General features: G+C 57.0%; 23 protein-coding genes and 1 tRNA gene. 10 read left to right on the forward strand and 14 right to left on the reverse strand.

Annotation, left to right across the window (positions count from 1 at the left end):
* Positions 1 to 105: 105 nt before the first annotated feature.
* Together ACTS1Z_RS01495 and ACTS1Z_RS01500 are read right to left on the reverse strand one after the other, a co-directional pair.
* The gene (locus ACTS1Z_RS01495; RefSeq protein WP_442622662.1) at positions 106 to 729 is read right to left on the reverse strand and encodes a sulfotransferase family 2 domain-containing protein; all 624 of its coding nucleotides are present in this window, start codon (positions 727 to 729) and stop codon (positions 106 to 108) included.
* A gap of 44 nt (positions 730 to 773) precedes the next feature.
* Positions 774 to 1,499 carry an FkbM family methyltransferase gene (locus ACTS1Z_RS01500; protein WP_442622663.1) on the reverse strand — a complete coding sequence of 242 codons (726 nt, stop codon included), beginning with the start codon at positions 1,497 to 1,499 and terminating at the stop codon, positions 774 to 776.
* A gap of 234 nt (positions 1,500 to 1,733) precedes the next feature.
* Here ACTS1Z_RS01500 and ACTS1Z_RS01505 point away from each other — a divergent pair, with 234 nt between their 5' ends.
* Both ACTS1Z_RS01505 and ACTS1Z_RS01510 read left to right on the forward strand, forming a co-directional pair.
* Positions 1,734 to 2,459 (forward strand): class I SAM-dependent methyltransferase, encoded by a 726-nt coding sequence (locus ACTS1Z_RS01505; protein WP_442622664.1) that lies wholly within the window; start codon positions 1,734 to 1,736, stop codon positions 2,457 to 2,459.
* A 51-nt stretch (positions 2,460 to 2,510) separates the two neighbouring features.
* Positions 2,511 to 4,427, forward strand: coding sequence for an alpha-2,3-sialyltransferase (locus tag ACTS1Z_RS01510; protein ID WP_442622665.1), 1,917 nt, complete (start codon positions 2,511 to 2,513; stop codon positions 4,425 to 4,427).
* On the opposite strand, the gene ACTS1Z_RS01515 is transcribed toward ACTS1Z_RS01510, so the two are convergent.
* The 5 genes from ACTS1Z_RS01515 to ACTS1Z_RS01535 all read right to left on the reverse strand — a co-directional run bounded on the left by ACTS1Z_RS01515 (position 4,419) and on the right by ACTS1Z_RS01535 (position 10,124).
* Positions 4,419 to 6,314, reverse strand: coding sequence for a hypothetical protein (locus ACTS1Z_RS01515; protein WP_442622666.1), 1,896 nt, complete (start codon positions 6,312 to 6,314; stop codon positions 4,419 to 4,421). The genes ACTS1Z_RS01510 and ACTS1Z_RS01515 overlap by 9 nt on opposite strands.
* A 9-nt stretch (positions 6,315 to 6,323) precedes the next feature.
* Positions 6,324 to 7,259: a glycosyltransferase gene (locus tag ACTS1Z_RS01520; RefSeq protein WP_442622667.1), complete on the reverse strand. Its 936-nt coding sequence runs from the start codon at positions 7,257 to 7,259 to the stop codon at positions 6,324 to 6,326.
* A gap of 91 nt (positions 7,260 to 7,350) precedes the next feature.
* The gene (locus ACTS1Z_RS01525) at positions 7,351 to 8,088 is read right to left on the reverse strand and encodes a phytanoyl-CoA dioxygenase family protein (protein WP_442622668.1); all 738 of its coding nucleotides are present in this window, start codon (positions 8,086 to 8,088) and stop codon (positions 7,351 to 7,353) included.
* A gap of 162 nt (positions 8,089 to 8,250) precedes the next feature.
* Positions 8,251 to 9,345, reverse strand: coding sequence for a hypothetical protein (locus tag ACTS1Z_RS01530; RefSeq protein WP_442622669.1), 1,095 nt, complete (start codon positions 9,343 to 9,345; stop codon positions 8,251 to 8,253).
* Entirely contained in the window at positions 9,333 to 10,124 is a 792-nt protein-coding gene (locus ACTS1Z_RS01535; protein ID WP_442622670.1) for a sulfotransferase family protein, read from the reverse strand. Before ACTS1Z_RS01535 ends, ACTS1Z_RS01530 begins: the two co-directional genes overlap by 13 nt.
* Positions 10,125 to 10,456: 332 nt before the next feature.
* Between ACTS1Z_RS01535 and ACTS1Z_RS01540 the strand changes: the two genes are divergently transcribed.
* Genes ACTS1Z_RS01540 through ACTS1Z_RS01550 form a run of 3 tightly spaced genes read left to right on the forward strand, consistent with a single transcriptional unit; the run spans position 10,457 to position 13,481 of the window.
* Positions 10,457 to 11,332 (forward strand): N-acetylneuraminate synthase family protein, encoded by an 876-nt coding sequence (locus ACTS1Z_RS01540; RefSeq protein ID WP_442622671.1) that lies wholly within the window; start codon positions 10,457 to 10,459, stop codon positions 11,330 to 11,332.
* A gap of 2 nt (positions 11,333 to 11,334) precedes the next feature.
* A complete protein-coding gene (locus ACTS1Z_RS01545; RefSeq protein ID WP_442622672.1) occupies positions 11,335 to 12,528 on the forward strand; it encodes a cytidylyltransferase domain-containing protein in 1,194 nt (397 codons plus the stop codon).
* The gene (locus tag ACTS1Z_RS01550) at positions 12,525 to 13,481 is read left to right on the forward strand and encodes a class I SAM-dependent methyltransferase (RefSeq protein WP_442622673.1); all 957 of its coding nucleotides are present in this window, start codon (positions 12,525 to 12,527) and stop codon (positions 13,479 to 13,481) included. The genes ACTS1Z_RS01545 and ACTS1Z_RS01550 overlap by 4 nt, the downstream gene beginning before the upstream one ends.
* 26 nt (positions 13,482 to 13,507) lie before the next feature.
* Here ACTS1Z_RS01550 and ACTS1Z_RS01555 read toward each other — a convergent pair whose 3' ends face one another.
* Positions 13,508 to 16,531, reverse strand: coding sequence for a glycosyltransferase family 29 protein (locus tag ACTS1Z_RS01555; RefSeq protein ID WP_442622674.1), 3,024 nt, complete (start codon positions 16,529 to 16,531; stop codon positions 13,508 to 13,510).
* Between the two features lie 302 nt (positions 16,532 to 16,833).
* Here ACTS1Z_RS01555 and ACTS1Z_RS01560 point away from each other — a divergent pair, with 302 nt between their 5' ends.
* Positions 16,834 to 18,459 (forward strand): GSCFA domain-containing protein, encoded by a 1,626-nt coding sequence (locus ACTS1Z_RS01560; protein WP_442622675.1) that lies wholly within the window; start codon positions 16,834 to 16,836, stop codon positions 18,457 to 18,459.
* A gap of 85 nt (positions 18,460 to 18,544) precedes the next feature.
* Here ACTS1Z_RS01560 and ACTS1Z_RS01565 read toward each other — a convergent pair.
* Positions 18,545 to 18,621, reverse strand: a tRNA-Arg gene (locus ACTS1Z_RS01565).
* 17 nt (positions 18,622 to 18,638) lie between these two features.
* A complete protein-coding gene (locus ACTS1Z_RS01570; RefSeq protein WP_442622676.1) occupies positions 18,639 to 19,550 on the reverse strand; it encodes a phytanoyl-CoA dioxygenase family protein in 912 nt (303 codons plus the stop codon).
* Positions 19,551 to 19,612: 62 nt separating this feature from the next.
* On the opposite strand from ACTS1Z_RS01570, the gene ACTS1Z_RS01575 reads away from it, so the two are divergent.
* Both ACTS1Z_RS01575 and ACTS1Z_RS01580 read left to right on the forward strand, forming a co-directional pair.
* Complete coding sequence (locus tag ACTS1Z_RS01575) at positions 19,613 to 20,362, forward strand: queuosine precursor transporter (protein WP_442622677.1); 750 nt, start codon at positions 19,613 to 19,615, stop codon at positions 20,360 to 20,362.
* Positions 20,362 to 20,676, forward strand: a complete 315-nt coding sequence (locus ACTS1Z_RS01580; RefSeq protein ID WP_442622678.1) for a hypothetical protein — start codon at positions 20,362 to 20,364, stop codon at positions 20,674 to 20,676. The genes ACTS1Z_RS01575 and ACTS1Z_RS01580 overlap by 1 nt, the downstream gene beginning before the upstream one ends.
* Before the next feature lie 144 nt (positions 20,677 to 20,820).
* Here ACTS1Z_RS01580 and purQ read toward each other — a convergent pair whose 3' ends face one another.
* Both purQ and purS read right to left on the reverse strand, forming a co-directional pair.
* Positions 20,821 to 21,486, reverse strand: coding sequence for a phosphoribosylformylglycinamidine synthase subunit PurQ (gene purQ, locus ACTS1Z_RS01585; protein ID WP_442622679.1), 666 nt, complete (start codon positions 21,484 to 21,486; stop codon positions 20,821 to 20,823).
* Positions 21,486 to 21,731, reverse strand: coding sequence for a phosphoribosylformylglycinamidine synthase subunit PurS (gene purS, locus ACTS1Z_RS01590; RefSeq protein ID WP_442622680.1), 246 nt, complete (start codon positions 21,729 to 21,731; stop codon positions 21,486 to 21,488). Before purS ends, purQ begins: the two co-directional genes overlap by 1 nt.
* A gap of 222 nt (positions 21,732 to 21,953) precedes the next feature.
* On the opposite strand from purS, the gene ACTS1Z_RS01595 reads away from it, so the two are divergent.
* Positions 21,954 to 22,103, forward strand: coding sequence for a hypothetical protein (locus ACTS1Z_RS01595; RefSeq protein WP_442622681.1), 150 nt, complete (start codon positions 21,954 to 21,956; stop codon positions 22,101 to 22,103).
* Positions 22,104 to 22,133: 30 nt separating this feature from the next.
* On the opposite strand, the gene purC is transcribed toward ACTS1Z_RS01595, so the two are convergent.
* Both purC and ACTS1Z_RS01605 read right to left on the reverse strand, forming a co-directional pair.
* Entirely contained in the window at positions 22,134 to 22,913 is a 780-nt protein-coding gene (gene purC / locus ACTS1Z_RS01600) for a phosphoribosylaminoimidazolesuccinocarboxamide synthase (protein WP_442622682.1), read from the reverse strand.
* Positions 22,914 to 23,042: 129 nt separating this feature from the next.
* Positions 23,043 to 23,267, reverse strand: a complete 225-nt coding sequence (locus tag ACTS1Z_RS01605; RefSeq protein ID WP_442622683.1) for a hypothetical protein — start codon at positions 23,265 to 23,267, stop codon at positions 23,043 to 23,045.
* A gap of 110 nt (positions 23,268 to 23,377) precedes the next feature.
* Between ACTS1Z_RS01605 and ACTS1Z_RS01610 the strand changes: the two genes are divergently transcribed.
* Positions 23,378 to 24,316 carry a LysR substrate-binding domain-containing protein gene (locus ACTS1Z_RS01610; protein ID WP_442622684.1) on the forward strand — a complete coding sequence of 313 codons (939 nt, stop codon included), beginning with the start codon at positions 23,378 to 23,380 and terminating at the stop codon, positions 24,314 to 24,316.
* The last annotated feature ends 127 nt before the right edge of the window (positions 24,317 to 24,443 follow it).

Here is a 24,443-nt window from a genome sequence, read left to right on the forward strand (position 1 = left end):
TAGTCTCTCTGGCGGGCCTCTATGTTCCGGATAGGCTTCCGGAAGAATTCTTTGCCAAAAGCGGAAGAGACTTGGGAAAGGTATATTTCTCCTAAATTCACAATTTCAAAGGCCTGTACTGTCGCTCATTTCCAGTATTTCCATATCGTCTTTATAGAAGTCCCTCACTTTGATAATCATGGACTTGCTTATGTCGAATTCTATGTTGTCCGTCGTCTTCTGTCGGCCCAAGGTAACATTAACACCGTACGCATCGCATAAAGATCCGAAATCATCTTTCAGTTTATCGAACCTTAAAATATGATCGACGATCTGTTTTTTAGTATCAACTCGCGTCAAATATTGACTTTGAGAAGCGAGCAAGCCGGCACCAGAATGAAGAAACGTATCGTAATATTCTTCAACGGTCATTTTTTTAAGATTTGGGTGTTGCTTCGCCAACCTACCGTTATAACGGGATTTACAATGGTATTTATATGACGAAATGAAGCGCCCAACGGGGTCGCGAACGACCGAGAAAGAGGGCATGTCTTCCCAAAGTTTGGTTGCCACCTGGCATGCTTTTACGTGCTTGATAACATTTGATCCAAACAATGCGACTCTTATGGAAGTGCCTGCCGTCTTCGGTACGTGAATATGGATTAGGCCATGTATTGGACTAATTGGAAAAAATGCTGGCGGCAGCTCGTGAAAATAGGCGTCACGCCGGCTTTGCAAAGTTGGGAGCACTCATGCCTCTTAAATTTGCGATACTCAATTTGACTATGCAGGATTTATTTGAAGTAGAAGAGGTTTTCGCCTCTTCTTCCGACTCTCCGCCCGCTCATTGCGGCTTCGACGGCTGCTGAAGATTCAGGTTTGATCCTGTCGTGCGTCTCGGCGATGACAAGCTCCGTTTTATCTAGCCAACCCAAATCACCAAACTTGAAGAGCTCGTACTCGGCACCCTCTATGTCGATCTTGGCGATGTCAAAATGTGATATGCCAAATTTTTCCAATAGGTCGGAAACCGTATATGCCGCACACTGGGCATTGGCGCCTCCGCCCTCACTTTCCGTTGCAACCTGAACACCCCAAGCGCCGAGTTCTTTGCCGGTGTCGTCATTGTAGAGCAGATCGAGCTGGTCAGTTTTGTGCCAGAGGGCCGCATTGACGCAATGGATGTCGTCATAGGCAGCGGTGTTCCGCTGAAGATAGACATAGTTTTGCGGATCAGGTTCGACTGCGATGATCGTTGCCGTCGGATAACGCCGTTTAAACCACAGCGCCGCGAGTCCGATGTTTGCTCCAGCATCGAGAATGAAACTGACCTTTTCCGGCAGGTCGTAAAGATATCCTCGCCTGACAAAAACTTGGCTGAACACCGATTGATCGGATTCGTTCATTCGCAAAGTGACAGGAGATTTTATTCCCTTGACTGCTAACTCTATACTGCTGATCTTCTCGCTATTTAGAATTGCGGTAAGTATCTTGTTATTTTTGAACTCAACGAAAAGCATCAATTCTATCCAATCACGTAGTGTACACGCTTTTTTAGGCGCGGCGACCTGCGTAATAAAACCACTGCGCTACCCGAATTCGAAAGCCGCTGTGCAAGCGTGAGGGTACCTTTTTTCGAGCGAAATCCGATATCAGATAGCCGTGTTGACAGCAAAGAAATAGTCCGACCATAGACGGAAATCTTTTACAGCCCGCACTTTGATGTGGTGCCACACAACTGTCAGGATGGATCATTGAGTAAGGATGTGACGCAACGGGCAATTCGCAAAGTATGGGAAAACCATGACGATGAGGAGTATCGCCGGGATCAATCGCATTGGCGCGGTCATGGGCGCTGGGCTGACGACAAGCTATGGCAGAGCATTGGCAGAAAGTCGATTTCTAGGTTTAATGCGATACTCAACTACTTGCGCAAGGGGCCTCAGACTTGGACGAGCCCCAAGTCCTTTCTCGAATGGGGTCCCGGCGGAGGGGCGAACCTGTTTGCCTTAAGCCGGCTTGCCTCGCGCTATTACGGCATCGATATTTCGAACAAGAATCTCGCTGAATGTCAGCGGATCGCGGATGGCCGAAATTTCACCGGCTTCTCGCCGATCTTGCTTGCCGGAAGTCCGGCAACGGTGATCGATGCGATTGATCGGCCGGTCAACGCCTTCCTGAGTACGGCGGTTTTTCAGCATTTCCCGTCGAAAAGCTATGGCGAAGAGGCTCTACGCACGATTGCTAAAGCGAGCCGGAGCGGTGCGATCGGTTTTATTCAGATCCGTTTTGATAATGGCAATGAGAAATATCGGGGGATCCGGGATATCAGTGAGTATGAGGAGAAACACATTCGCGCGAATTCCTATGCTATTGACGAGTTCTGGGGGCTATGCTCGAAATGTGAATTCGAAGTGCTATATGTTTCCGACGTGTCGTCCGTCGCCAATTACGCGACTTTCAATCTCATGAGAAAATAGGGTTTTACCCCGCTCTTTTGCGAGGAAAGCCTTGAAAGGTGATCATCCGTAATGAGTGATGGCGCAAGGCCTTATGTTCGGGATGTCTTGAATTCGACGGGCTTCGATACGTCGAGACCGGTTTTGATCGTGGGAAACGGTCCCTCACTGCTGTCGTTGGACTATGACGCTATACCAGCAGACGCCTACATATTCCGCTGCAACTGGTTTTTTCTCGAGGACCATTATCGGTTGGGCACGACAGTCGACGCATTTTTCTGGTCGATCTTCAATGAAGGGCTGATGAGGGGCCTCAAGGAAGCCGTGGGCACCGGAGGGTATGAGGTCAAAAGTCGGTTTTCGCCGACCGAGATCGAAGACCGCGGCACCGACAGCACGGACTCATACGCGCTGGTCGACATCCCCCTTTTCAATCACTGGCGGCTGATCGGTCACATCCCGGAACTCGCGCATCTGATGATGATGCGGCCATTACCCACCCAGGGCGTGCAGATGATCGCCACGGCGGTGGCGCTGGGTTTCAAACGCATCTACACGGCGGGTATCGATTTCTATCAATCGACCGATCGCCGCTATGCGTTCGATGTGCCCGATACCGCAAGAAGCTGGTTGCAGGCGAAGGATTACAGCCCCGGCTATGAGAGCAAGCACGACCTGGCTGTCGATTTGCGAGCGCTCGAGATTATCTTCGATACGGCCGAGGGCGTGGAGTTCTACAATCTTGGGCCGGACAACCCGCTTTCCGACCGATATTCCGCTTTGCCCGCGCTCGATAGAAGCGCCGAAGCTACCGGGCTCTTCAAACCGAAACCGCCGCGCTCATTCGACGAACTCGATTCGAAGCCGTCGGAATTGCTGTGGAAGGTCAGGCAGGTCGGCGGCGAGGAACGGCGCTGCGCTTTCGTGACCTTTGCCGACACCAAATTCATGTTCGGCGTCGCCGCGCTCGCGAGTTCGCTGAGCAAGGTATCCGATTATCCGTTGATCGTGATGGTACCGCCGGGCACGGACACCTCTTTGCTTTCGGGGTGTGACAATGTCCGGATATTCTTCGTCGAAGAGGTCGAAAATCCGTTCGACCTCGAAGGCAATCAGCGCCGGTTCGCGCAGACATTCTCGAAGCTGAACATATTCAATCTGGATTTTCTCGACACGGCGGTGTTCCTCGACGCCGATGCCCTGGTTTTGTCGTCGGTCGACGAGCTATTCGATCGGAGTGATTTCGCGGCCGCGCCTGATTTTGGTCTGAAGGCGAGTGGCTCGATTTTCAATTCGGGCGTGTTCGTTTGCCGACCTTCCAAATCCGTGTTCTCTGACATGGTGTCGCGGATCTCCTCGTTGGGATCGTATGACGGCGGTGATCAGGGCTTTCTCAATCAATACTTTCCTGATTGGGAGAGACTGCCGCGCCGTTTCAATACGTTGAAGCGGGTTCATCGCGAATTTCCCGCCGCATTTGATCTCAAGGAGATCGCCGTCCTCCATTATGTCGGGCACAAGCCTTGGCAGTCGCTCGCCGGGCTTAACGAGGCCTATAAGGATCTCAGTCACCTGTGGTTCTCGCATCTTCCCGAAAAAGTGAAGTATGAGCTGTTCCAGTTTTTAAGGAGCGTCCGCCTGGCAGACCAGCTGAGCGAGGAGTTCGTCGAGAACGTCATGCAGGATTCGCGCTTGGCCGCGATGGCGCGCACCCCTCGCGACTATGTGCTGCTTGGCGTACCGACAAAGCACTTCAGCGGAGAATTCTCCTTCGGCGCGAATGCCCGGAACGGGATAGTCGAGATCAAGCCCATACATGCGGCGCGGTGCCTGGTGGAGGCGGAGCGCTACGAAGAGGCAAAGGCGATCAGTGAGGCGTGCCTCGCTGCCACCCCAGGTTCGAGCATGCATCGAAGAATCGTCGAGCTTTGCGACGCAAAACTGCAAGCCCGGCAAGGCGACGCGGAAACGGAAACCGGTTCAGAATAGCCCTTCGAACGTAACGCGTGGAAGGACGTTCAATCGCCCGCCCGCGGTCGCGTTGAAAAAGCCGATTTCATGTTCCGACAACTGGCGGAAGATTTTGCGATAGACTTGGAAGATCGGTCCGCCGTCAGCCCAAATCCTGAATATGCTCGAGGCCTTGGTGGAGCTGGTTTTGTGGTCGGACGGCGCATAAAAATATTTGCGCGGCCCCGTGTCCTCGGGAGACGTTACCCCGTAGTCGCAATCGCATCCGACCATATAGATTTGTGTAATGCCCATATGCACGGCCAACGGGACGCAAAATGTGAGCAAGACCGTGTAAGCGTCGTTCATCGGCAATCCGAGATCATACTGAACGCCGCCAACCTCGTCCGCCATGAATTTCGGCTGGTCGAAGATGAGATAGCGGGAGTCGTAACTGGCCAGCGTATCATTTGCTGTAATGTGGTCGCGGAAGCGGTGGCTGAAAAACATCTCGGGTCGGTGTTGGTGTGCGGTTAGTTTTGCCAGAAAATCGGGATTGAGCTCGGGCGAAGGCTCATCCCAACCGCCGAACATTTCGTGCGATGCGATCGTGTAATAGGTGGGCTGTACGGCATCGAATTCGTCGTGATTCACGAACCAGTTCGCGGCAAAAGTGATCTCGTCCTTAAGCAAAGAGAGATCCTGCGATGTCAGCGACGGCCCGTTACCGATGATGAAGGCGCGTTCGCCGATATGCTTGTCGCGCAGAGCCTCGATGCGGCTTGCTTCGCCATCCGCCTGAAAATCGGCAATTTGCCGCTCGCGCCGCTCCCGCATTTTCTCGGCCTGATTGCTGCTTAGCAACCGACCCTTGCGTACCGGCCGCGCCGGCATCGCGTCGCCGGGCGTGATATTCTTCAAACGGCGTGAGGGGCTAAGGTCCCGGTTGCTGCTGAATGCCAGGGACTGGAAATTCGCGTTCGTATCGAACGGAGTGCTGGCTGTGGAGCCGTTGCCTTCAGAACCGAGCTGCGGCCCATCCTCGCCGTTTATGTCCAGCGCAATCTCTCCAATCTCGATGCTCAACCGATCATCGACAGGCGTTGCAACTTGGCCTTCATATTTTTCGGTCATGAGCGGTACGAGCGCGAGGTCCGGAAAGCCACTTCCGCGAAGCGGCAGCGACAGGCGTAACCAGCCCCAATCCTCACCTAAGTCGGCGAACTCGCAAATCGGCGCACGCACGCCATACCGTTGAGAAAGCGCGCTACCCCAGGGGGCGCTGCTCAGCGCGAGTGTGTTGAAAGGATCCTCGCTCCCGTCTCTATATTGTACGGCAAGGCCGCGATATCCGCCGAGCCTGGCAATGAACGACAGTTCTATCGAACGAAACGGTGGCCGCGACTTTAGCTTGGCAGCCGGCCGGATCAGGATCGCGCGGTGTCTGTCATTTTCGACCGGCGAAAATCTTGCATACTCCTGAAACAGATATTCGCCGATCGGAACCGGACGGTCGATGTCATTTGGAGGTGCATCGCCCACTTCTTGTTCCAGACGCAGCCCGCTCAAGGACAGATTGCTGGAATATCGGATCGAGGCGTTGAGCACCGTCGCAGCCGTTCGGTCGGCGAGCAGGGGGCGCATTGCTCCTGCGAGGGCTAGCGCAGTGCCGGCAACGTCGTCGCTCAAATTTTCGATCAGTTCGGATCGGCTTACGGGCTCCTTGGCCTTAGTTGCCGGCTCGCCGAGCGCGAGCAGCACCATTGCGCGCAGTCGTGCGTTTTGCGCTTCCAGGTCCGCGCCTTGCGATTCCAGTTCCGCTTTTTCGGCGAGCACGGCGTCGAGCGCCGCCTCCAACTTTTGAAGCTGTGCCGTCCCTGCCGCAAGTTCTTTTTTGAGGCTCTTTATCTTCATATCTTTCATCATGTTCGAACCCTAAAGGCTATTTTCCCAGATTGCGTCGACGAATTCCGATTCCATTTGCCGTTGACGCGCAATCGTCAACTTCGCTTGGAATTCAGGCTGCATCGCAATCTGCTTGGCAACGTAAGCGGCGTTGAGATAGTAGTTCTGCAATTCGGCAAGCGTGTCGCGATCGAACAACCTGAAGACTTCGCTCCACCAGATTTTTTCGATCTCGTTATAGGATATTTCGCGCTTCTTGATCTTCGGATTCCACGGCTTCTCGCCAAGATAGTGAAGAATGCGCGCGTCCTGCTCGCGTAGCTGCTCGATCGGGTTTGGCGATTCGGTATCCAAGGCCCGCTTGCTGAAATTGAAGCGCGGGCTCAGATAATGTAGCGGAACGTCCCGCAGGGCGACGTTGAGCACGGCTTGGTCGGCCTTTCCGTGGCTATCGTCTACCTGTGACACCGGCGCGATAGCGTTCAATATATTTTCGAACGTGAGACTGGCGGGCTGATCGCGCCGAATCACCATCGTGCCGGTATTGAAATAGCTAAGCGGCTTGTCGCGATCATAGTCCCAGGCGCGCACGGCCGCAAAAGGAGCCTCGCATTCGAATAACGGATCGAGCCTGCCAAGCACCAGCATATCGCTGTCCAGCGTGACGATATGGTCATAGTCCGATCGAAATGCCTCGAGAATGTAAAACGCCGCCCGCAACCGCCGGGGTGTATTGACGACATTCTCGGCGAAATCAAAAATCGGCTCATAATGCCAATCGTTGACTTGCTTGAATTCGATGATTGGGATCTCCCGGACCATCATCTCTTTGGCTCGAGGCGAGAGACTGGCGTTAAGAGGACTCCAAAGGACGACGATCGGGTCGGAAAAGTCCGGGTGATGGTGAAGAAAGCTCTTGAACGTCGCGATCGCGCCGTAGACAAACGGCTCGCTCACTACCGTCATGATGCACCGGTTCACGATTGCTTACCTCGAATCAAAGATATGGCTGACCCGATCGGTCAGACATCAAGGGTTTGAATAAAGCAAGGATTTGCTAGGCAGAAAATGCGATTGGCCCGGCTGACGTCGTCCATTTCTCCCCCGCCCAACGTTCCACGCCTTCGCTATATTCATAATAATAGCTGGTCATTGCGACGCGCTGACCGGCCTCGATCGTGGTCCCTGCGTGGATAAGACTCGAATCGAACACGATCACCGTACCGCGCGGAGCCGTGGCAAGATATACGTCTTTTTTCACGCGTTCGAAAAAGGGATCCGCGATGTCGGTGACCCATCTTTTGCCGGAATAGTCGAACCCTACCGCGTTTGCATCTGCCAGATATTCTTCGTTCTCAGTTGAGCTACGTGCCAAAATGCTGAACGGACCGTTTTCCGGCTCGACGTCAGTCAAATAGCACATGGCCTTGAATTGGGTGGCACGACTGTCTCGGTGCGGCAGACCACCAGACGCTATCGGCACGCCAGGTCTCGGTTCAACAAGGTTCGCCATCACCATCAAAGTGCGGGTATCGATACCGGTGTAATCACGGGCGACCTGCTCCAGCAGGGCGTCTTTCTTAAACTCCCGAATTTCTTCCGATAGATATTCGGCAGCGAAGATCCTTTTGTCGGTCTCTTCCGAACCCACAACGGACGCAGCTTCGTTTCTTAGGAACTCTTCGATGGTCTCGCGAATCCGATCGCACCGCTTGTGCGAGATATAGCCGTCCAACACCGCAAAACCATTCGTGCGAAGGTCGTTCACGATCTCGGACTTGACGTATCTTCTCACTGACTTGTCTTCATCAATCGATGCATATCAAAAAAAGCAATTCGACACACGCATGATTTAGTCTTTCTGGAGATTATAAATGTTCATGATGTTACATCTGTTATTTCATAAATCGAAATTTGAGATTTATATTCAACATGCGATAGAAAATGCCGTTCATGATCATTTTTTATTGAGCTCGCGCCAAAGTCTTTTGCCGCGGGCATAATTGCTCCGAACCTTAAAGGTCCGGTCAAGATAATTTTGTGCAGTTTTCGGCTTGCCGATTTGTGCCAGTAGTTCAGCGGCGGCATAATTGTAATCGATAATTCTTGGATGTCGATCGGCGATCTCGATTGCCCAATCGACGAGTTCCGAGGCCTCGAGCCCAATTTTCTGGCCCATCTCAACGGTCATAAACTTCGCGGGTGCCCAGTCGCTATGGCCATCCAAGACCGAGCTTAGATAGTCGAAGCAGCCGCGAAAATCGGATTTAAGTGTATAATTCACATATCGATTGACAATTTCTATTCTCTCTTTTGATACAGATAAACCGATAGAATATGGAAGCCCATTAGTGGCTATCTCATCGCGAAACAGCAATCCTCTGAAGAATTTTTCCAACGTGCAGTCGATATCGATCTCTTTTGGGAACATGTGATCTAATGAATCATATTCTATTATCCGAAAATTCGACATTCCCTCTACGTGCTTATGAAGCGCATCCATGTTATATACATCGATGACGTCAAAATTGCCGTAAGCAATATTGAATCGGCTTTTTGATGACTTCAGGAACGGCGCTATATTCTTGGTAAGGATGTTAGTTTTTCTTGTAGGGCCTCTGCTAAATCGAGGATCCACTATGATCTGCGGAGCAATAGCAAGCACGCTTTTGGCTTTCAGGACCGCGCCCACATATAGAGCCGCATAGCCGCCCATGGACGAACCAAGCGTGTAAACCTCCTCATACCGGCCGGAAATCTCGGCAATCTCCTTGCACATGTCGGGCAGCGTTTCCGATTCTCGCAGGCCATGTTGATACCACTGGTTTCCCGCGGGCTCCCTGACGTAGAGGATGTCGGGGCGCATACGGATCGTGTTCCGGTAGAATGTGAAACTCTTTGCGTTCGCCGCCGAAAAAACGATCAGCAGGCGTTTGGCTTCGTTTCTGTCAGACCGATGCAGTTCGAACGCGTCTGGAATTATGCGTTCAACAACGCGAGTGGGTCGATCGTCTTCGCCAGTCTTCATATCGCCTGCGCTTAAGGTCGCCATGCTGCGATTTCCCGACCCAGAAGTGCCTCGACCGCCAAGATCGTCGGTTCGAGAATATTGTACAGTCGGTCCTCTAAGCCGGCCGATATATCGACGGATTGCCGTATCTGTTTCTTGCCAACATTGCTGTGAGGAAACTCTGCCACACCGAGAGGCGGTGCATCGAGCCACGCGAGAAGCGACTCCATATGCGTCAACGGGTCTTTCAACACCTCTTCCAGAATGAGAATGAAATTTTGTTCGGCACCGAACGTTTCGAGGTAGCGACCGAGATGCTTCTCGTATTGCGACCGGTAGATATACGCTTGGGGGCTGTTAACAGCCTCAAGCTCGTCGGCCCTTTCGATAGCTTGCTCAATGCCCAACGAGTCTGGTTTACGCTTCAAGCCATGAAAATAGTTGGAAATTGTGCGCTTGACGGGGTTCCTCAGGATCCAAACGATTTTGGCATCGGGATTATACCGCTGAATTCTGCCCGCGGCCCGCTTGTCCAAGCTGTAGGACGGACTCTTGTCGCCGTACAGGATATCCGGCCCGGATCCTGTAAAGTGGGCATGGTACCAGTCATTGCCGCGATCATATAACTTGTCGTTATCGAAATAATGAATTTCGCCTCGGTAAATGTCGATTGAAGGATGGGACTTCAGCAAGTCTCGCAGAGACGATGTTCCAGATTTCATCGCGCCAACGATGAAAAAATCAACGACGACAGAGCTCCCCTTTTCGCCCAATCCGTTTGACTCTGTTCCCGCTCGGGCAGGTTGCTGTGAAATTGGCACTAGCACACATCCTCACACATTGGATCGCGGATATTCCGGCCAATTATCCACGTCTAGAAAACGATCCACATGACAACGGTCACGGTGAAGGTTCGGCTTCATAAATCTAGTCCTCAAGGGTTGGATGGACGGATCGCGCGGGTGCATATGGCAAAACACGACATAGTCAAACTCGCTATTCGGTGCGCGGTAGGCATATCGAGTTGAGTTGTTGTTCCTGGCATTCCGCGTTTGCCACCACTAAAGTGCTTCATTATAGGGGCTTGGTCCGGGCATCGACAGCCTGCATTGGCTGGGCCCGAATTTCACGTTTCATTCGAAGGAATTGCGTAATGGTCCAGATTATCGCGGAAATCGGCTGCAATCACAAAGGTGACATGGAGACGGCCAAGGAGCTGATTTCCGTCGCGGCGCGGGTCTGCAAGGCGGACGTCGCGAAGTTCCAAAAGCGCAACAATGTCGAGCTGTTGCCGCCCGAGCAGTATGACGCACCGCATCCCGTACCGGCGAACTCGTACGGCGATACCTATGGAGCGCATCGCGAGGCGCTGGAATTCACGCCCGACCAGCATCAGGAGCTGCTTGACCATTGCCGTTCGGAACGGATCGAATATTCGACGTCCGTTTGGGATCTTACCTCGGCGAAACAGATGGCGGCGCTCAATCCTCGGCTGTTGAAAATCCCGTCGGCGACCAACCTGCACTGGTCGCTGCAGGAATGGCTATGTCGTAACTATGACGGTGAAATCCACGTTTCGACCGGAATGACGACCCGCGAGGAAATCGCCGAAATCGTCGATTTCTACGAGAAGTTCGACCGGGCCAAGGACCTGGTCCTTTACTCGTGCACGTCCGGCTATCCGGTCGCCTTCGAAGATATCTGTTTGCGCGAGATCGAAACGCTGCGGGAGCGTTATGGCGACCGCGTCAAGGCGATCGGATTCTCCGGGCACCATCTCGGTATTGCTGCCGATGTCGCGGCGCTGGCGCTCGGCGTGGAATATGTTGAACGCCATTTCACGCTTGATCGCACCTGGAAGGGCACCGACCATGCTGCCAGCCTTGAGCCCGATGGGCTGCGGCGTCTTGTTCGCGATCTCAACCATGTCGAACAGGCCCTGACCTTCAAGAGCGAGGATATCCTGCCGGTCGAACAGGTCCAACGCGACAAGCTCAAATGGCAGGACAGCGCTAGCGAAGCTGCCTGACAATGGGTGTTACGGTCGCGGTTATTCCAGCCCGCGGCGGCTCGAAGGGTATTCCGGGGAAAAATCTGGCCAAGGTGGGTGGATTGCCCCTCGTGGCGCGCGCGATCGAGGCCGCGCAAGCCGCCGCGCGGATCGATCATGTGTTCGTGTCCAGTGACGATGCAGATATCCTCGTCTGTGCGCGAAACTACGGCGCAGGTGCCATCGAACGGCCGGCGGAAATCGCCGGGGATACCGCTTCGTCCGAATCCGCGCTCCTCGATGCGCTTGATCGACCGGAGGTCCAGGCGCTCGAGCCGGAGCGCGTAGTAATGATCCAGTGTACGTCGCCCTTTACGCAGTCCGAGGAGCTTGACGCGCTTGTGACCGCGCTCGATCAAGACGGTGTGGCTTGTGCGCTGACCGTTACCGAAGATCACGGCTTTCTCTGGATGCGGGATGAGAATGGGTTGGGTATCGGTGTCAATCACGATCACCGGACACCTCGCAAACGCCGTCAAGACCTCGCGCCACAGTATCGCGAGACAGGCGCGGCCTACGCGATGGACGTTGCCGCGTTTCGTGCGGCCGGCACGCGCTTCTGCGGGGATCCGGCATTGGTGCAAACCGATGCACCGGGGCCTGAGATCGATACGCCCGACGACCTTAAGGTTGTGCGCGCAATCGCCGCACAGCTTCGCAAACGCCCGCACACAGACCTTGGTAGAGATATTGCGGCTCTCGTTACCGATTTTGACGGCGTTCACACCGATGATCGGGTCATCGTCGACCAGACCGGGAAAGAGGCTGTACTGTGTTCGCGCAGCGACGGCATGGGTGTAGAGCGGCTTCGCAAGGCGGGCATGCCAATCCTGATCCTTTCCAAGGAAACGAACAGCGTCGTTGCACGCCGTGCGGAAAAGCTTGGGGTTCCCGTGATCCACGGCGAAAACGACAAACTGGGAACGCTCCGGGAATGGGCGAAAACGCAGGCGTTGGCACTCGACCAAATCTGTTTTGTCGGCAACGATGTAAACGATGTGGCCTGTATGGAGGCCGTCGGGCTTTCAGTTGCACCGTCGGACGCGCGAGCGGAGGCGCTCGGCGTCGCGGATATCGTGTTGAGGGCTCCCGGCGGCGATGGAGCGGTACGCGAGATATGCGAATATCTGCTTTTGTCCTCTCACGCCGTAAGGCCGGCAGGTGAGACTGAATGACCCGAGCCTGCGAACCGGAGGAATGCGACCGTCGTGCGGCTGCACTCAAGCGGCACCGAAAATTTGCCGATGACCTGCGCAACGAGCCCCTGGCTTTTTGGGATTTGCGGCAGGTCGAGGGGATCTCCTGCGTGTGTTGCGATACCCAAGTCTCGCACGTTTCCGCATATCCGTTCGCGTCCAGCGAACGTTTCGCGCGGCAGATCATCGTCTGGTGCGAGAAGTGCGGTTTCGGCATGGTGCCAGAAACCTCTTTTCCGCTCGAAGACTATTATCGGGAAGAATATGCCCTGCAGAACCGCGGCGACCGCGAGCTGGATCCGGAAGTCTATTTTGAGAGAATGGATTCAGGAAACCCGCCAAGAAATCTCGCGCGCTACATCGGCAGAGCGCGCCATCAGATCGGAAGGATAAGGGAATTCGTGCCGGACATCGGCGCCATGCTCGATGTCGGTGCGGGACCCGGCTACGCTCTGCGCGCAGCAGAAGCGAAAAAGAAGTTCGCGCTCGAACATGATGAATATTCGAAGAAATTCCTCGATCATATCGGCGCCACCACAGTCGGGTGGGAGAGTGCATCGAACCATCGATACGACGTCGTCTTGCTCTCGCACAGCCTCGAACACTTCCAGTATTCAGATGTGCGTGAGCGTCTGCGAATGCTTATGGGAACGCTCAACCCCGGCGGAGTGCTTTATGTCGAAGTGCCTCCTGGAGGGCTTGGCTGGAAGCACTACAGCTACAAACACGAGCCCCATACATTGTTCTTCACCCCGCAGGCGCTTGGCGAGCTGGCCGGCAAGCTGGACGGTGAAATATTGCTCTGCGGACCAACCATTAAGACCTTCGACAAGATCGGCGATCTCGAATTCCCGATCTATGAAGGCGGCGAACCGCCGCATTTCAACGATCCCCGAGGCAGACTGACATTGATCGTGAGAAAACCGAATTAGCTAGCAGCAGAGCCACCGGACCCCGGTCAGGAAAGAAAGGTCGCGTGCCGGCCATGGGGAACGATTAGCTGATTCACCAAGTCCCGTTCGAAATCTATGGCGTGCACTTCGCCCACTTGGAGATGCGTTTCGCCAAGGTCGAAATAATGCATTTCTCCTGACGAGAAGAAATCGAAACCGAACGCGGTAAAGGGGCATTGAACCAGAAACTCGAGAATTTGGATTACCCGGAAACCGCTGCTGGGAAACGGGTATGAGAGATTTTCGCTCATCATCTTCACACACGGTGCCAGATATCCGGCGTTCGCCGGATCCAGTTCGAAACCCAGCCGCCCCCGGCTGAATGCGGCGATATCCGGGAAATGTCGGGCATGCGGCTGCATCATAACGGTTTTCGCATGCGCAACGCTCGCTCGGTGCGGTGATGCCTGCCGATTGGCGGACGAATACCAATAGTCGGTTTTCGTCCCCAGATCCTCCTCATATCCTTCGATGACGAAATCGTTCAGCCGGATCACGGTATCGAAGGCATCGATTGCCGGCCCATGCCCTTGTTTGAGCAGCGAGGGCGAATTGCCGATCAGAGCGTTGGAACCGTGCCCTAGAGCCTTAGTCCAGTTGTCGAAATATCGATGAACATGTTCGGCGATATCGCTAGGATGATCGGCATAGGTCCCGTTGAGCAGGTAGGTGGCGCGTGGATCGCGGGCGATGCCCTCGCGATAGGCCTCCATAACCTTTGCGCACCTCTCGTAGACGGTATCCAGCGCCTTTTTCGCGTCCCCGGCATCTCCGTTTCTGGCGTGCAAGAAGCCGCGCAATGTGTCGGTCCAAACGCTCTCGTCCCGGTCGTCTGCACAATCGTTCAGCCAATCCAGAGCATCCTGTGTACGGTCGAGATATATCAGCGATCGCCCGATCGCCGACCGTGCGCTTTCATCCTCCGGTGCCAGCGCCAGCATTTCGGTAAAATTGTACAGCATCCCGTCATAGTCGCGCTGACGTTCGCATACTTGGCCCGCCTTCTTCCAAAAGGCCGGCACACCCGGAAACTGTTGCTTCATGCGTTCGCACAGTTTGGCCGCTTCTTCGAACTGCCCCGTTGCGAAAACCGCATTCAGCTGTCGGTGATAGTCGTTCGCTTGTTGCGTTTGCTCGGCTACGGCGGCTCTGATTTCTACCGCCGATTCCACCTTGCCGACGGCCAGCTCATGATCCGAAAAAGCCCGGTACAAATTGACATTGTCGGTTTGGACCGCTGCTCGGTCAAACGCGAGCGTTACCGGCTTGCCGGTCTCGAAACCCGTCCGCACCAGATCGCCGGCTACGATGTTGCAGTCGGGAAACCGTTCGGACAGCCGCTCCGCTTCCTCTCCTGCGGCGATCAGCTTGCCTTGCCGCGACAGCATCAAGACCCGGTTTCGAAGCAGGGTCGACTGCTCTGGGTGCTTATCGACAAGATCGGCGATTACCGCATCGGCTTCGTCATAGCGAAGAGCGTCGATCAGCGCGGCGGCGTAGGAGACGAGAACCGCTGGGTGCTGATGACTTTCAGTCAACGATTTCCATATCGAGACCCGCTCCTCGGGGCTCTTGTGACTATCCAGCGCCCGGCCGAACAACAACGCCGCGCTTTGGGACGATTCAACGTAGCCGCTGACCAGCGCGGCCGTCAAAATATCGAAACCCTGAGAGCGGAGCGCTTTGGCGAGGCTCAATTTCAGGCTTTCTGCCGCGTTTTCCAGGCTCGGCAGACTGTAGAGCGCGATCCGCAGTGCACCATTCTCACTGAGTTCTGCCGCCTCGCTCGACAAAAGTGTCAGGCTTGTTTCATGGTTCGTGTCGATTGCGACCGTGAGCTTCACGATCTGCCGCCATCGCGCGAATTCCGCAATCGCCCGCTGGCCGTCATCTGGCGCCGCATCTGCGAAAGCCTTCTGTTCTCTGTAGCGCCGCAGCCACTGATCTATCAGCGAAAGCGCCGCGCCTGCCTCTGGATTTCCTTGGTCGGACATCCTCCGGAGCACGGTTCGCTGCCTTTCTGCGTATCGCGCGACCGTCTCGGGCTCCGCATTGCCATAGCACATTGTGCCGAACAGATGTTGCTGACTTGGACTCTCAGTCTGCCGGTCCGCGGACTCTCTTGCAGCGTGTTCATAATCGATCGCTAGCGCGGGTCTCCGTTTGACGATCAATCTCAAGAACCCGTGGCTCAAGGGATTGGCAATCAGCCAATCGCCAAATTCACTTAGGCCGTTCGCAGACCTTGTGTTCTCGAGAGCTTTGGTGAGCAAACCTGTGCCGATTTGTTGAGCCACGGCGAGGGCCAGCTCCTGATCTGCATCAGATAGACAATCCGGCATACCGCTTTTCGCGAACGCTCGAGCCGAGGACGATCGCACCAGTTTCTTTATTCTGAGTGGCAAGAATTCAGACGCGACGAGCCGTTCGTACAAAGGCGCCAAACTGTCCTGTCCGGGCTGTCCGCGCCCGACGATTCTGGCAGCTGAAAGAAAGTGTGCGGTCGATGATCGCTGTCGATCTGACGACGTGCCGCCGGCGCGATCGACATTCCGACTCCCGTCAAGACGGTCGCCGGTCGCAAAAATTTCGAGCGCCAAGTCATAGGTCGATGCACGATCCGACGCGTGCGAATAGGATTTGGCAAGATTCTCGAAAAGCTCAGCATCGTTCGCTCTGCCAGCCTGGATCAAGATCTTGGCCAGGAGTTTGTGCGCAGTTGGCATGCTCGCCAATACCGACAAGAACGGCCAATTCGGGGCCGTCTCGCCGTTAACAGCGTTCACAAGCTGCCAGGTCGGAATGTACGCGGCTACGGCGCAGATCGAGGCGCGGTTGGAAAGCGGGAGGTCGAAGCCATATCGCATGGCGACCATCGATCGCGCGAGCAGTTCGTCGATTTCGACGCGCGCTCCGTTATCGAACGGGCTCGTGTAGAGAATTAACTTCTTGGCGACCCTTATCCAGAGGTCGTGATCGTTAGACAGCTGCGCAAGCTTCAGAACATCCTTCAGACTATCAATTTGCATCTGTTTTCTGGAGCGCACCGTTCACGAAACGACCAATTGTCACCGTCTGCCCAAATGCTGTTCGCACAGTTGAATGCTGTGCATCGTATCCAAGTCAGACGCCTACAACGCATTGCCGAATTGCTTCGAGAGTATCAACTTTTGAATTTTTGCAGCCGCCCGCTTGATCCATGGCTTCCCGGCGTTTCCTGACTGTTACCGAACAGTTATCGGCTGAACGGACGTTCGTTTTGCTTGCGGTCTTCGCGCCAAGGCATAAATAGCTGCTCATGCCTATCATTGCGTTGAACGGGCCAGAAGCGATGCGTATTCGCAAGGCCAACGATCTTGCCACATGGGGAACCCGGACGACCGAAAATCGCGTCGAACCGGTTGCCAAACCGGCGTTCGATACGCCGTTTCAACTCGAACCGGGCGAAAAGATTTTCACTATAGGTTCCTGTTTCGCCCGCCATGTCGAAGGTGAACTCATCAATCGCGGCTTCAAAATTCCCATGCGCGACCTGTTCCGGAAACGCGCATTCAAAGGCCTGGCGCCTGAGATCGTAAACAATTTCGGGACGCCCTCCATCTATAACGAGTTTGCATGGGCTTTTGGTGAACAGCCATTCGACGAAGACAAGGCGATCGTACAAGTCGGCAAGGACAGATTTGTCGATTTGCATATGGTGAACAGTGTTCGCCCCGGTCCGTTCGAAGAGGTCATCGCCCGTCGCAAGGGACTCTTGAAAGCGACGCGGTCGCTCGCCGAGTGCCGGGTTCTGATCATGACGCTCGGACTGGCGGAAGTGTGGTGGGACGAAGAGGCGCAAACCTATTTGAATACCGCACCCTTACCGACAGTATTAAACGCATCGGCTGACCGGTTCTCGCTGCACGTGCTCGATTTCGCCGAATGCCAGGACTATCTCAGGCGCGCCTTGGACATCGCCTTTGCTTATGGCCGTGACGATCTGCGCGTGATCCTGACCGTTTCTCCTGTGCCGATGATGGCGACGCATCGGCGTACCGACGTGATTACCGCCAACAGCTATTCGAAGTCGCTATTGCGAACCGTTGCCGAGCATGTCGTGCAAGCGGACGACCGGATCACCTATTTTCCGAGCTATGAGACAGTGACTCTAAGCGACCGTCGTCTCGCATGGATGGACGATTTGGTCCATGTGTCCAACGAGATGGTCCGGCTCAACGTGGACAGGATGGTCGATGCGTTCACGGGCAACCCGCATCCCGTCGAGCGCCAGTTGCCCGCCCAGGCCAGTCTTTCGAACGAGAACGCAGCCGCTCTGTTCCTTGCCGATCAGGCGCGCAGCGCACGGGCGCTGGATGATGAAGCCTTTTTTGATGAGCATCACGACGTCGCCCGAAAATCCCCCGCCTTCGCTCTTGAATATGCAAAATTCCTTTATGCAAAGAAGGACCTGGAGGCGGCGCTCGATATCCTCGCCATTGCGGAGGGTGTCGAGGCCGAGCTGCTCCGCGCCAATCTGTTACGGGCGACGGGCGCTTACGACGAGGCAGCTGCTGTTGCGGCGAACGTTTGCCGAACCCATCCCAAGGGACAACAGCAGTGGCGGACTAGGCTAGACATCGCCGTCGCCCGCAAGGACCTGCAGGATATCGCGGCCATCGAACAAGAATGGCTGCAGGCTGTCCCGGCGAGACGGGGAGTCATATTGTCCTTCGTCGGCAGCGCATTTCGCCGGGCCGGCAATGATCGCAAAGCGCTGGATCGGTTGCGCGAATCCGGGATCGATCCCGCCGATGCCGAAGGCTTTGTGGCCATCGAGTGGGCCTGGGCCCTTCTGGGTCAACGAGAATATGGCGAAGCCAGGGGCGTCATCGAAAAATTCGTGCCGCGTTCCGACTGGCAGGTGAATCAGATCAAACAAATCAGAAAAAAAATCGCCGCTGCCGAGGCCGCGTAATACTGCCGGGACTCGAACGATGCGGATCAGTCCGTGGTTTGCCGTGCGATAGGCTAGGCTCGGCGCACAGCGGAGCCGACATAATTGGCGCGCCCGGCAGGAGTCGAACCTGCGGCCTCAAGATTAGAAGTCTCGTGCTCTATCCAGCTGAGCTACGGGCGCGCGCCGGCTTCCTGTAGCTAGGAGCCGATCGGAATAAAAGGCTGGGGGCGGTGATTGCCATAGAGCGACAGCCGGCGTGTGCCGGGCACTGCGTCGCCCCGCCGGTGAAATCCGAAGACATTGGCGACGACCAGCGTGTTGCCGGGCACCGGATAGCTTTGGGGTTCGGACAGGCCCATCGCCGCCATCTCCTCCTCCTCGATCCGGAAGGAGCCGGTCATGCCGCGCCGGTTCTGCTCGATCCGCGCCTCGACCGCGGCCTCGGCCTTCTTCTCTTCCCAGGCGATGCGTTCGGGCGTGAGCTTGTGGCTGCCCGGCACATAGACGAACGGGCCGTCATCTTCGGTCACCGGATCGATGAAATACCAGTATTTCATGCAGTTGAAGAACGTATCTCGGTGGAATTCGCGCTGCTGGTCCGGGATTTCGCCTTCGTCGCCATTGACCGTCTGGTAGATCCAGTTGCGGCGCGGCGACATGGTCTTGCCGGTCACCAGCCGCGCCAGCCGCTTGAAACGCGGGTTGCACGGAAAGGCGGCGGCCAGCGGGCCGGGCTTGATGAAACGGTTGAGCGTACTCCCGTCGAACCGGTCGAACCCCCAATCGTGGCGGTCGCTGTCGCCGAAGCCCCAGACTTCCGGCTTTTCGGGGAGCGGCGTCGCGGCCCGCGCAGCTTGCTCGGCGGCATGGCACTCGTCGCGCAGCGCCGCAAATCCCTCGTCCGGCAGGAAATTCTCGATCGCGACGAAGCCGTGATCCATCAGATGCTGTTCGTCGGCGTCGCGCACGCGCACCGTCTGCGCGCGGCGGAAGTTCGAAATCGCCTGCGCGGCTTTCAGCCGCTTGCGGTGCAGCCCGTATTTGTTGAGCCCCGGATGGCCGACCCAGGGGTCGCTGAACACCTTCATCGACGTAAAAATCGAATACATGGGCGCGCTTTCACGCCAAAACCGGCTGGAATGCAAGATCGATATGGGGCAGGGGGTGCGATATGAGCGACGCGACCGGCGAGCGAACAGGTATCGAAAAAATCGACGCGGCCGACCTTGGCGGGCGGCGGATGCGCTATTTCGACTATGTGATGGTCGCCTTCGTCGTGATCCTGCTGCTCTCCAACGTGATCGGCGCGGGCAAGGTCGCCAATGTCGATCTGCCCGTCATCGGCGCCTATGCGTTCGGCGCGGGCATCCTCTTCTTCCCGCTCTCCTATGTGATCGGCGACGTGCTGACCGAGGTGTACGGTTATGCCCGGGCGCGGCGCTGCATCTGGGCCGGTTTCGTCGCAATGCTGTTCATGGCGCTAATGGCGACCGTCGTCGTCGCGATGCCGCCCGATCCGGACTGGCCGAACCAGGCGGCCTATGAAGCCGTGTTCGGCCAAGTGCCGCGGATCGTCTTCGCCTCGATCATCGCCTTCTGGGCCGGCGAGTTCGTGAACAGCTACGTCATGGCGCGGATGAAAGTCTGGACCCAGGGCAGATATCTGTGGACGCGGACCATCGGCTCGACCGTGTTTGGGCAGGGCGTCGACAGCCTCATCTTCTATCCGCTGGCCTTTTACGGCGTCTGGGAGACGGAGCTGGTCGTGACGGTGATGATCACCAACTGGCTGCTCAAGGTCGCGTGGGAGGCGCTGCTCACGCCGGTCACCTATGCCGTGGTCGGCTTCCTCAAGCGGCGCGAGGGGCTGGACGTGTACGACGCACATACCGGCTTCACGCCGTTCAAGACGAGCGTTTGATGAGCGTTTTCCAGGATTTCAAACTCCTGCTGCTCGATGTTTTCGGTCTCTCAAAGGATGCGCTGCACGTCTATGTCGGGCTGATTGTATATTTCGGCACCGCGCTGCTCTTCCGGTTGCCGCTCCGCGATATCCGGCCCGTGCTCGCGGTTCTGCTCGCCGCGCTGATCGGCGAAGCCTGGGATATCTACGATACGAATGCGATCGGCGCGCCGCAGGTCTATGCGGGCAACTGGCACGATATCTGGAATACGCTGTTCTGGCCGGTTGCGATATTCGCTCTGGCGCGGTTTACGGGTCTAACGGAACGCTAGATTCTGTTTGTCAGAATTTTGCATTTGCAAAATCGCGGCACCGGCCCTCTCCCCCTCCCGGCCTCCCAATGAGGTTACCGTGTGGGAGGCCGGGAGGGGGAGAGGGGCGGTGCCGCGCCTGAGCGTTAGCGAAGGTCTGACAATTTAACCCAAAGCTTCCACTAGCCCGTCGAACAGCCGCTTCCCGTCCGTGCCGCCATGGGCGGGTTCGATCATACGTTCCGGATGCGGCATCATGCCGAGCACATTGCCGGCCTCGTTGACGATCCCGGCAATATCGCGGGCCGAGCCGTTGACGCTCTCGCCATAGCGGAAGGCGACGCGGCCTTCGCCCTCGATCCGGTCGAGCGTGTCGCTATCGGCGAAATAATTGCCGTCATGATGAGCGACGGGGATGGTGATCGCCTCGTCGGCTTCGTAGCGGCTCGTGAAGGCCGTCTGGCTCGACGCGACGGTCAACGCGACGTCGCGGCAGATGAAATCGATACCCGCATTGCGCAGCAGCGCCCCGGGCAGCAGCCCCGCCTCGGTGAGCAACTGGAAACCGTTGCACACGCCCAGCACGGCGACGCCGCGGTCCGCGGCCGCCTTCACCTCGCGCATGATCGGCGAGTTGGCCCCGATCGCGCCCGAGCGGAGATAATCGCCATAGGAAAAGCCTCCGGGCAGCGCGATTAGGCCGAGGCCGTCGGGCAGCTCGGTGTCGCGGTGCCATACCATCTGCGGCTTCGTGCCCGTCGCCTGTTCGAGCGCCACCGCCATGTCGCGGTCGCAATTGGAACCGGGAAAGACGATGACCGCGCTTTTCATCAGGCCGCCTCGCTGTGATCGCGCTCGATCTCGAAATTCTCGATGACCATATTGGCGAGCAGCTTGCGGCACATCGCCTCGATATCTTCGTCCGTCACGCTCTCGTCGAGATCGAGTTCGATCAGCTTGCCCTGGCGCACATCGTTGACGCCCTCGAAACCGAGCGATTCCAGCGCGTGATGGATGGCCTTGCCCTGCGGGTCGAGGACACCGTTTTTGAGCGTCACATGGATACGGGTTTTCACCGGATCGGTCTCCCTAGAGTCGCGCGCTCTATGGGTCGATGGCGCGCCGGTTGCAAGGGGTCGCGGAAGCGCGGTTGTGCACATGCGCCGGCCGCCGGACCGCAGCGCAATGCCTGCCAAATCCCTTATGCGGCGTTAACCGGATTTCAAAACCTCGATCGTTAATCTGATGCTGTCGCATTGTACGCGGCGCGTGGAGTTTTGTCCGGGGAGGCTTCGACCATGGTTTTGATGTCACTGGCGATGTTTATCGCGCTGTTCATTTTCGGCGGCGATATATTGGGCTATCGCGACCCGACCGGCATGGTGCAGCTCGCGCTCGTGGCGACCTTCGTGTTCGGCATCATCTGCGGCAACAAGATCGGGCGCTAAGCTTCTGAACTGCGGGGACTTGAACCCGCATCACTTCCCGCGATTCTTGCGGTGCTCCTCCAGGTCCAGCACTTCGTTGGCCGCGCCTTCGGGCAACAGGCCGAGCCGCCGCGCGACTTCCTGATAGGCTTCGACTTCGCCGCCCAGGTCCCGGCGGAACCGGTCCTTGTCCAGCTTCTCGTCCGACTCCATGTCCCATAGGCGGCAACCGTCCGGGCTGATCTCGTCGGCGAGAAGCAGGCGCGAATAATCCCCGTCCCAGATGCGCCCGAATTCGAGCTTGAAGTCGATCAGGCGGATATTGATGCCGGAGAACAGCCCGCTCATGAAATCGTTCACGCGGATCGCCATGTCTGCAATCTCGTTCATTTCGTCCTGGCTCGCCCAGCCGAAACACGCGATATGCTCCTCCGCGATCAGGGGATCGCCGAGCGCATCGTCCTTGTAGCAATATTCGATCAGCGTGCGGGGCAGGGGCGTACCCTCTTCGACGCCGAGCCGCTTGGTCAGCGATCCGGCCGCGACGTTGCGGACGACAACCTCGATCGGGACGATCTCCACCTGGCGAACGAGTTGCTCGCGCATGTTGAGACGGCGGATGAAGTGATGCGGCACGCCGATATGGCCGAGCCGGGTGAAGATGTGCTCCGAAATCCGGTTGTTGAGCACGCCCTTGCCGCTGATCGTACCCTTTTTCTGGTTGTTGAACGCGGTCGCATCGTCCTTGAAATACTGGATGATCGTGCCGGGTTCGGGCCCCTCATAGAGGATCTTGGCCTTGCCTTCGTAGATCTGGCGGCGGCGGGACATTGGCGTGACTCCCAAAAAAGAAACGCGCCCCGGACGCGGCGCTCGTGTCGCGCGCGGGCCGGGGCGAGTATTGGGCTATAGCGAAAGACGCGGGGCCGCGCAATCGCACGCGGCTGCGCGGGCGGGCCGTCAGGCGGCGCCGACCGGCGTAACCGTCAGCAGGATCGAGGTCCCGCTGACCAGCAGCGCGGCGATCATGATCGTCCCGCGGATACTGGCGTCGCGCAGCTTGCGCAGCAGCGCCGTCCGCGCCGTTTCGACGCAGCGAACGCAATCCTCGCCGATCCGCTTCAGCGCGTCGCCCGCGCCGTCGTGATGGGCGTTCCACAGCCGGCAATCCATTTCGTCACGCATGTTCAGTCTCCTTATGATCATCTGGTGGCAGAGACGGAATTAGGCCTTTGCATGGGGCTTTCCCAACTAAAGGCTCGACATCAACTATAAGTAGGGCTTATGGATAGTGCATGCGCAACCTGCCGCCGCTTGCCGCCATCCGCGTGTTCGAGGCCGCCGCCCGGCACGAGAATTTCACGTCCGCGGCCGAGGAGCTCGGCATGAGCCAGGCGGCGGTCAGCTATCAGGTCAAATCGCTCGAAGCCTGGCTCGGCGCGCCGCTGTTCCGGCGCGAGCGCGGCCGGGTCGCGCTGCTCGACAACGCGGCGCCGCTGGCGACCCAGGCGACGGCGGCGTTCGACCTGTTGAACGAGGCCGTGCAGCGCATCCGCGCGGCGGACGAGGCGCTGCTCACGATCAGCAGTTACGGCACTTTTTCGAACCGCTGGCTCGCGCCCCGGCTCGGCGGCTTCCAGCTCGATCACCCCAATCTCGCCGTCCGGCTCGACGTCAACGACCGGATGATCGACTTCGCGCGCGCCGATGTCGACGTCGCGATCCGCACGGGCCAGGGCGACTGGCCCGGGCTCCACAGCCAGTTCCTCATGCGCGTGCAATATGGGCCGATGGCGAGCCCGGGCTTCGTCGAGACTTACGGCCCGTTCGATACGCCGGAGAGCATCATGACCTCGCGCCTGCTCAGCCCGGACGACCGCTGGTGGAGCCGCTGGTCCCGCCATTTCGGGATCGCCGATGCGCCGCCCGCGCCGGCGATCCGGCTCGATTCCCAGATGGTCGAAGGCAATGCCGCGCTGGCCGGGCAGGGGATCGCCATGCTCGATCCGGCTTTATGGTCGGAGGAACTGGCCGACGGGCGGCTGGAGCAGATCGGCCCGGCGATCTACGGCCAGGCATCGGTCTGGATCGCCTGCCCCGAGCATCAGCGCAATCAGCCCAAGATCAAGGCGTTCCGCGACTGGCTCGTGCGCGAGGCCGAGGCGCATCCGATGCGGGCGATCATCCGGCTGGACCCGGAAGACCCGCGGCGCGAAGTGGGGCCCGGAGACTGAGCCGGATTCCGGACGGGAGTTCGGGACTCGGTCCAAAATGCACAGGATTCCCTTACAGCGCGGTCGCATCGTAAGGGATTCTGCACCATTTCGTCGGAAATCGGATCTTTTCTGTACATGCGAATCT

This window comes from Parasphingopyxis sp. (genome assembly GCF_052168295.1).
Classification (GTDB): domain Bacteria; phylum Pseudomonadota; class Alphaproteobacteria; order Sphingomonadales; family Sphingomonadaceae; genus Parasphingopyxis.

What these genes read in the sequence shown, in the direction of transcription:
- ACTS1Z_RS01500 (WP_442622663.1), bottom strand. Translation starts at nt 1,499, where the DNA reads ATGCTTTTCGTTGAGTTCAAAAATAACAAGATACTTACCGCAATTCTA.
- ACTS1Z_RS01510 (WP_442622665.1), top strand. Translation starts at nt 2,511, where the DNA reads ATGAGTGATGGCGCAAGGCCTTATGTTCGGGATGTCTTGAATTCGACG.
- ACTS1Z_RS01515 (WP_442622666.1), bottom strand. Translation starts at nt 6,314, where the DNA reads ATGATGAAAGATATGAAGATAAAGAGCCTCAAAAAAGAACTTGCGGCA.
- ACTS1Z_RS01520 (WP_442622667.1), bottom strand. Translation starts at nt 7,259, where the DNA reads ATGACGGTAGTGAGCGAGCCGTTTGTCTACGGCGCGATCGCGACGTTC.
- ACTS1Z_RS01530 (WP_442622669.1), bottom strand. Translation starts at nt 9,345, where the DNA reads ATGGCGACCTTAAGCGCAGGCGATATGAAGACTGGCGAAGACGATCGA.
- ACTS1Z_RS01540 (WP_442622671.1), top strand. Translation starts at nt 10,457, where the DNA reads ATGGTCCAGATTATCGCGGAAATCGGCTGCAATCACAAAGGTGACATG.
- ACTS1Z_RS01545 (WP_442622672.1), top strand. Translation starts at nt 11,335, where the DNA reads ATGGGTGTTACGGTCGCGGTTATTCCAGCCCGCGGCGGCTCGAAGGGT.
- ACTS1Z_RS01550 (WP_442622673.1), top strand. Translation starts at nt 12,525, where the DNA reads ATGACCCGAGCCTGCGAACCGGAGGAATGCGACCGTCGTGCGGCTGCA.
- ACTS1Z_RS01555 (WP_442622674.1), bottom strand. Translation starts at nt 16,531, where the DNA reads ATGCAAATTGATAGTCTGAAGGATGTTCTGAAGCTTGCGCAGCTGTCT.
- ACTS1Z_RS01560 (WP_442622675.1), top strand. Translation starts at nt 16,834, where the DNA reads ATGCGTATTCGCAAGGCCAACGATCTTGCCACATGGGGAACCCGGACG.
- ACTS1Z_RS01570 (WP_442622676.1), bottom strand. Translation starts at nt 19,550, where the DNA reads ATGTATTCGATTTTTACGTCGATGAAGGTGTTCAGCGACCCCTGGGTC.
- ACTS1Z_RS01575 (WP_442622677.1), top strand. Translation starts at nt 19,613, where the DNA reads ATGAGCGACGCGACCGGCGAGCGAACAGGTATCGAAAAAATCGACGCG.
- ACTS1Z_RS01580 (WP_442622678.1), top strand. Translation starts at nt 20,362, where the DNA reads ATGAGCGTTTTCCAGGATTTCAAACTCCTGCTGCTCGATGTTTTCGGT.
- purQ (WP_442622679.1), bottom strand. Translation starts at nt 21,486, where the DNA reads ATGAAAAGCGCGGTCATCGTCTTTCCCGGTTCCAATTGCGACCGCGAC.
- ACTS1Z_RS01595 (WP_442622681.1), top strand. Translation starts at nt 21,954, where the DNA reads ATGGTTTTGATGTCACTGGCGATGTTTATCGCGCTGTTCATTTTCGGC.
- purC (WP_442622682.1), bottom strand. Translation starts at nt 22,913, where the DNA reads ATGTCCCGCCGCCGCCAGATCTACGAAGGCAAGGCCAAGATCCTCTAT.
- ACTS1Z_RS01605 (WP_442622683.1), bottom strand. Translation starts at nt 23,267, where the DNA reads ATGCGTGACGAAATGGATTGCCGGCTGTGGAACGCCCATCACGACGGC.
- ACTS1Z_RS01610 (WP_442622684.1), top strand. Translation starts at nt 23,378, where the DNA reads ATGCGCAACCTGCCGCCGCTTGCCGCCATCCGCGTGTTCGAGGCCGCC.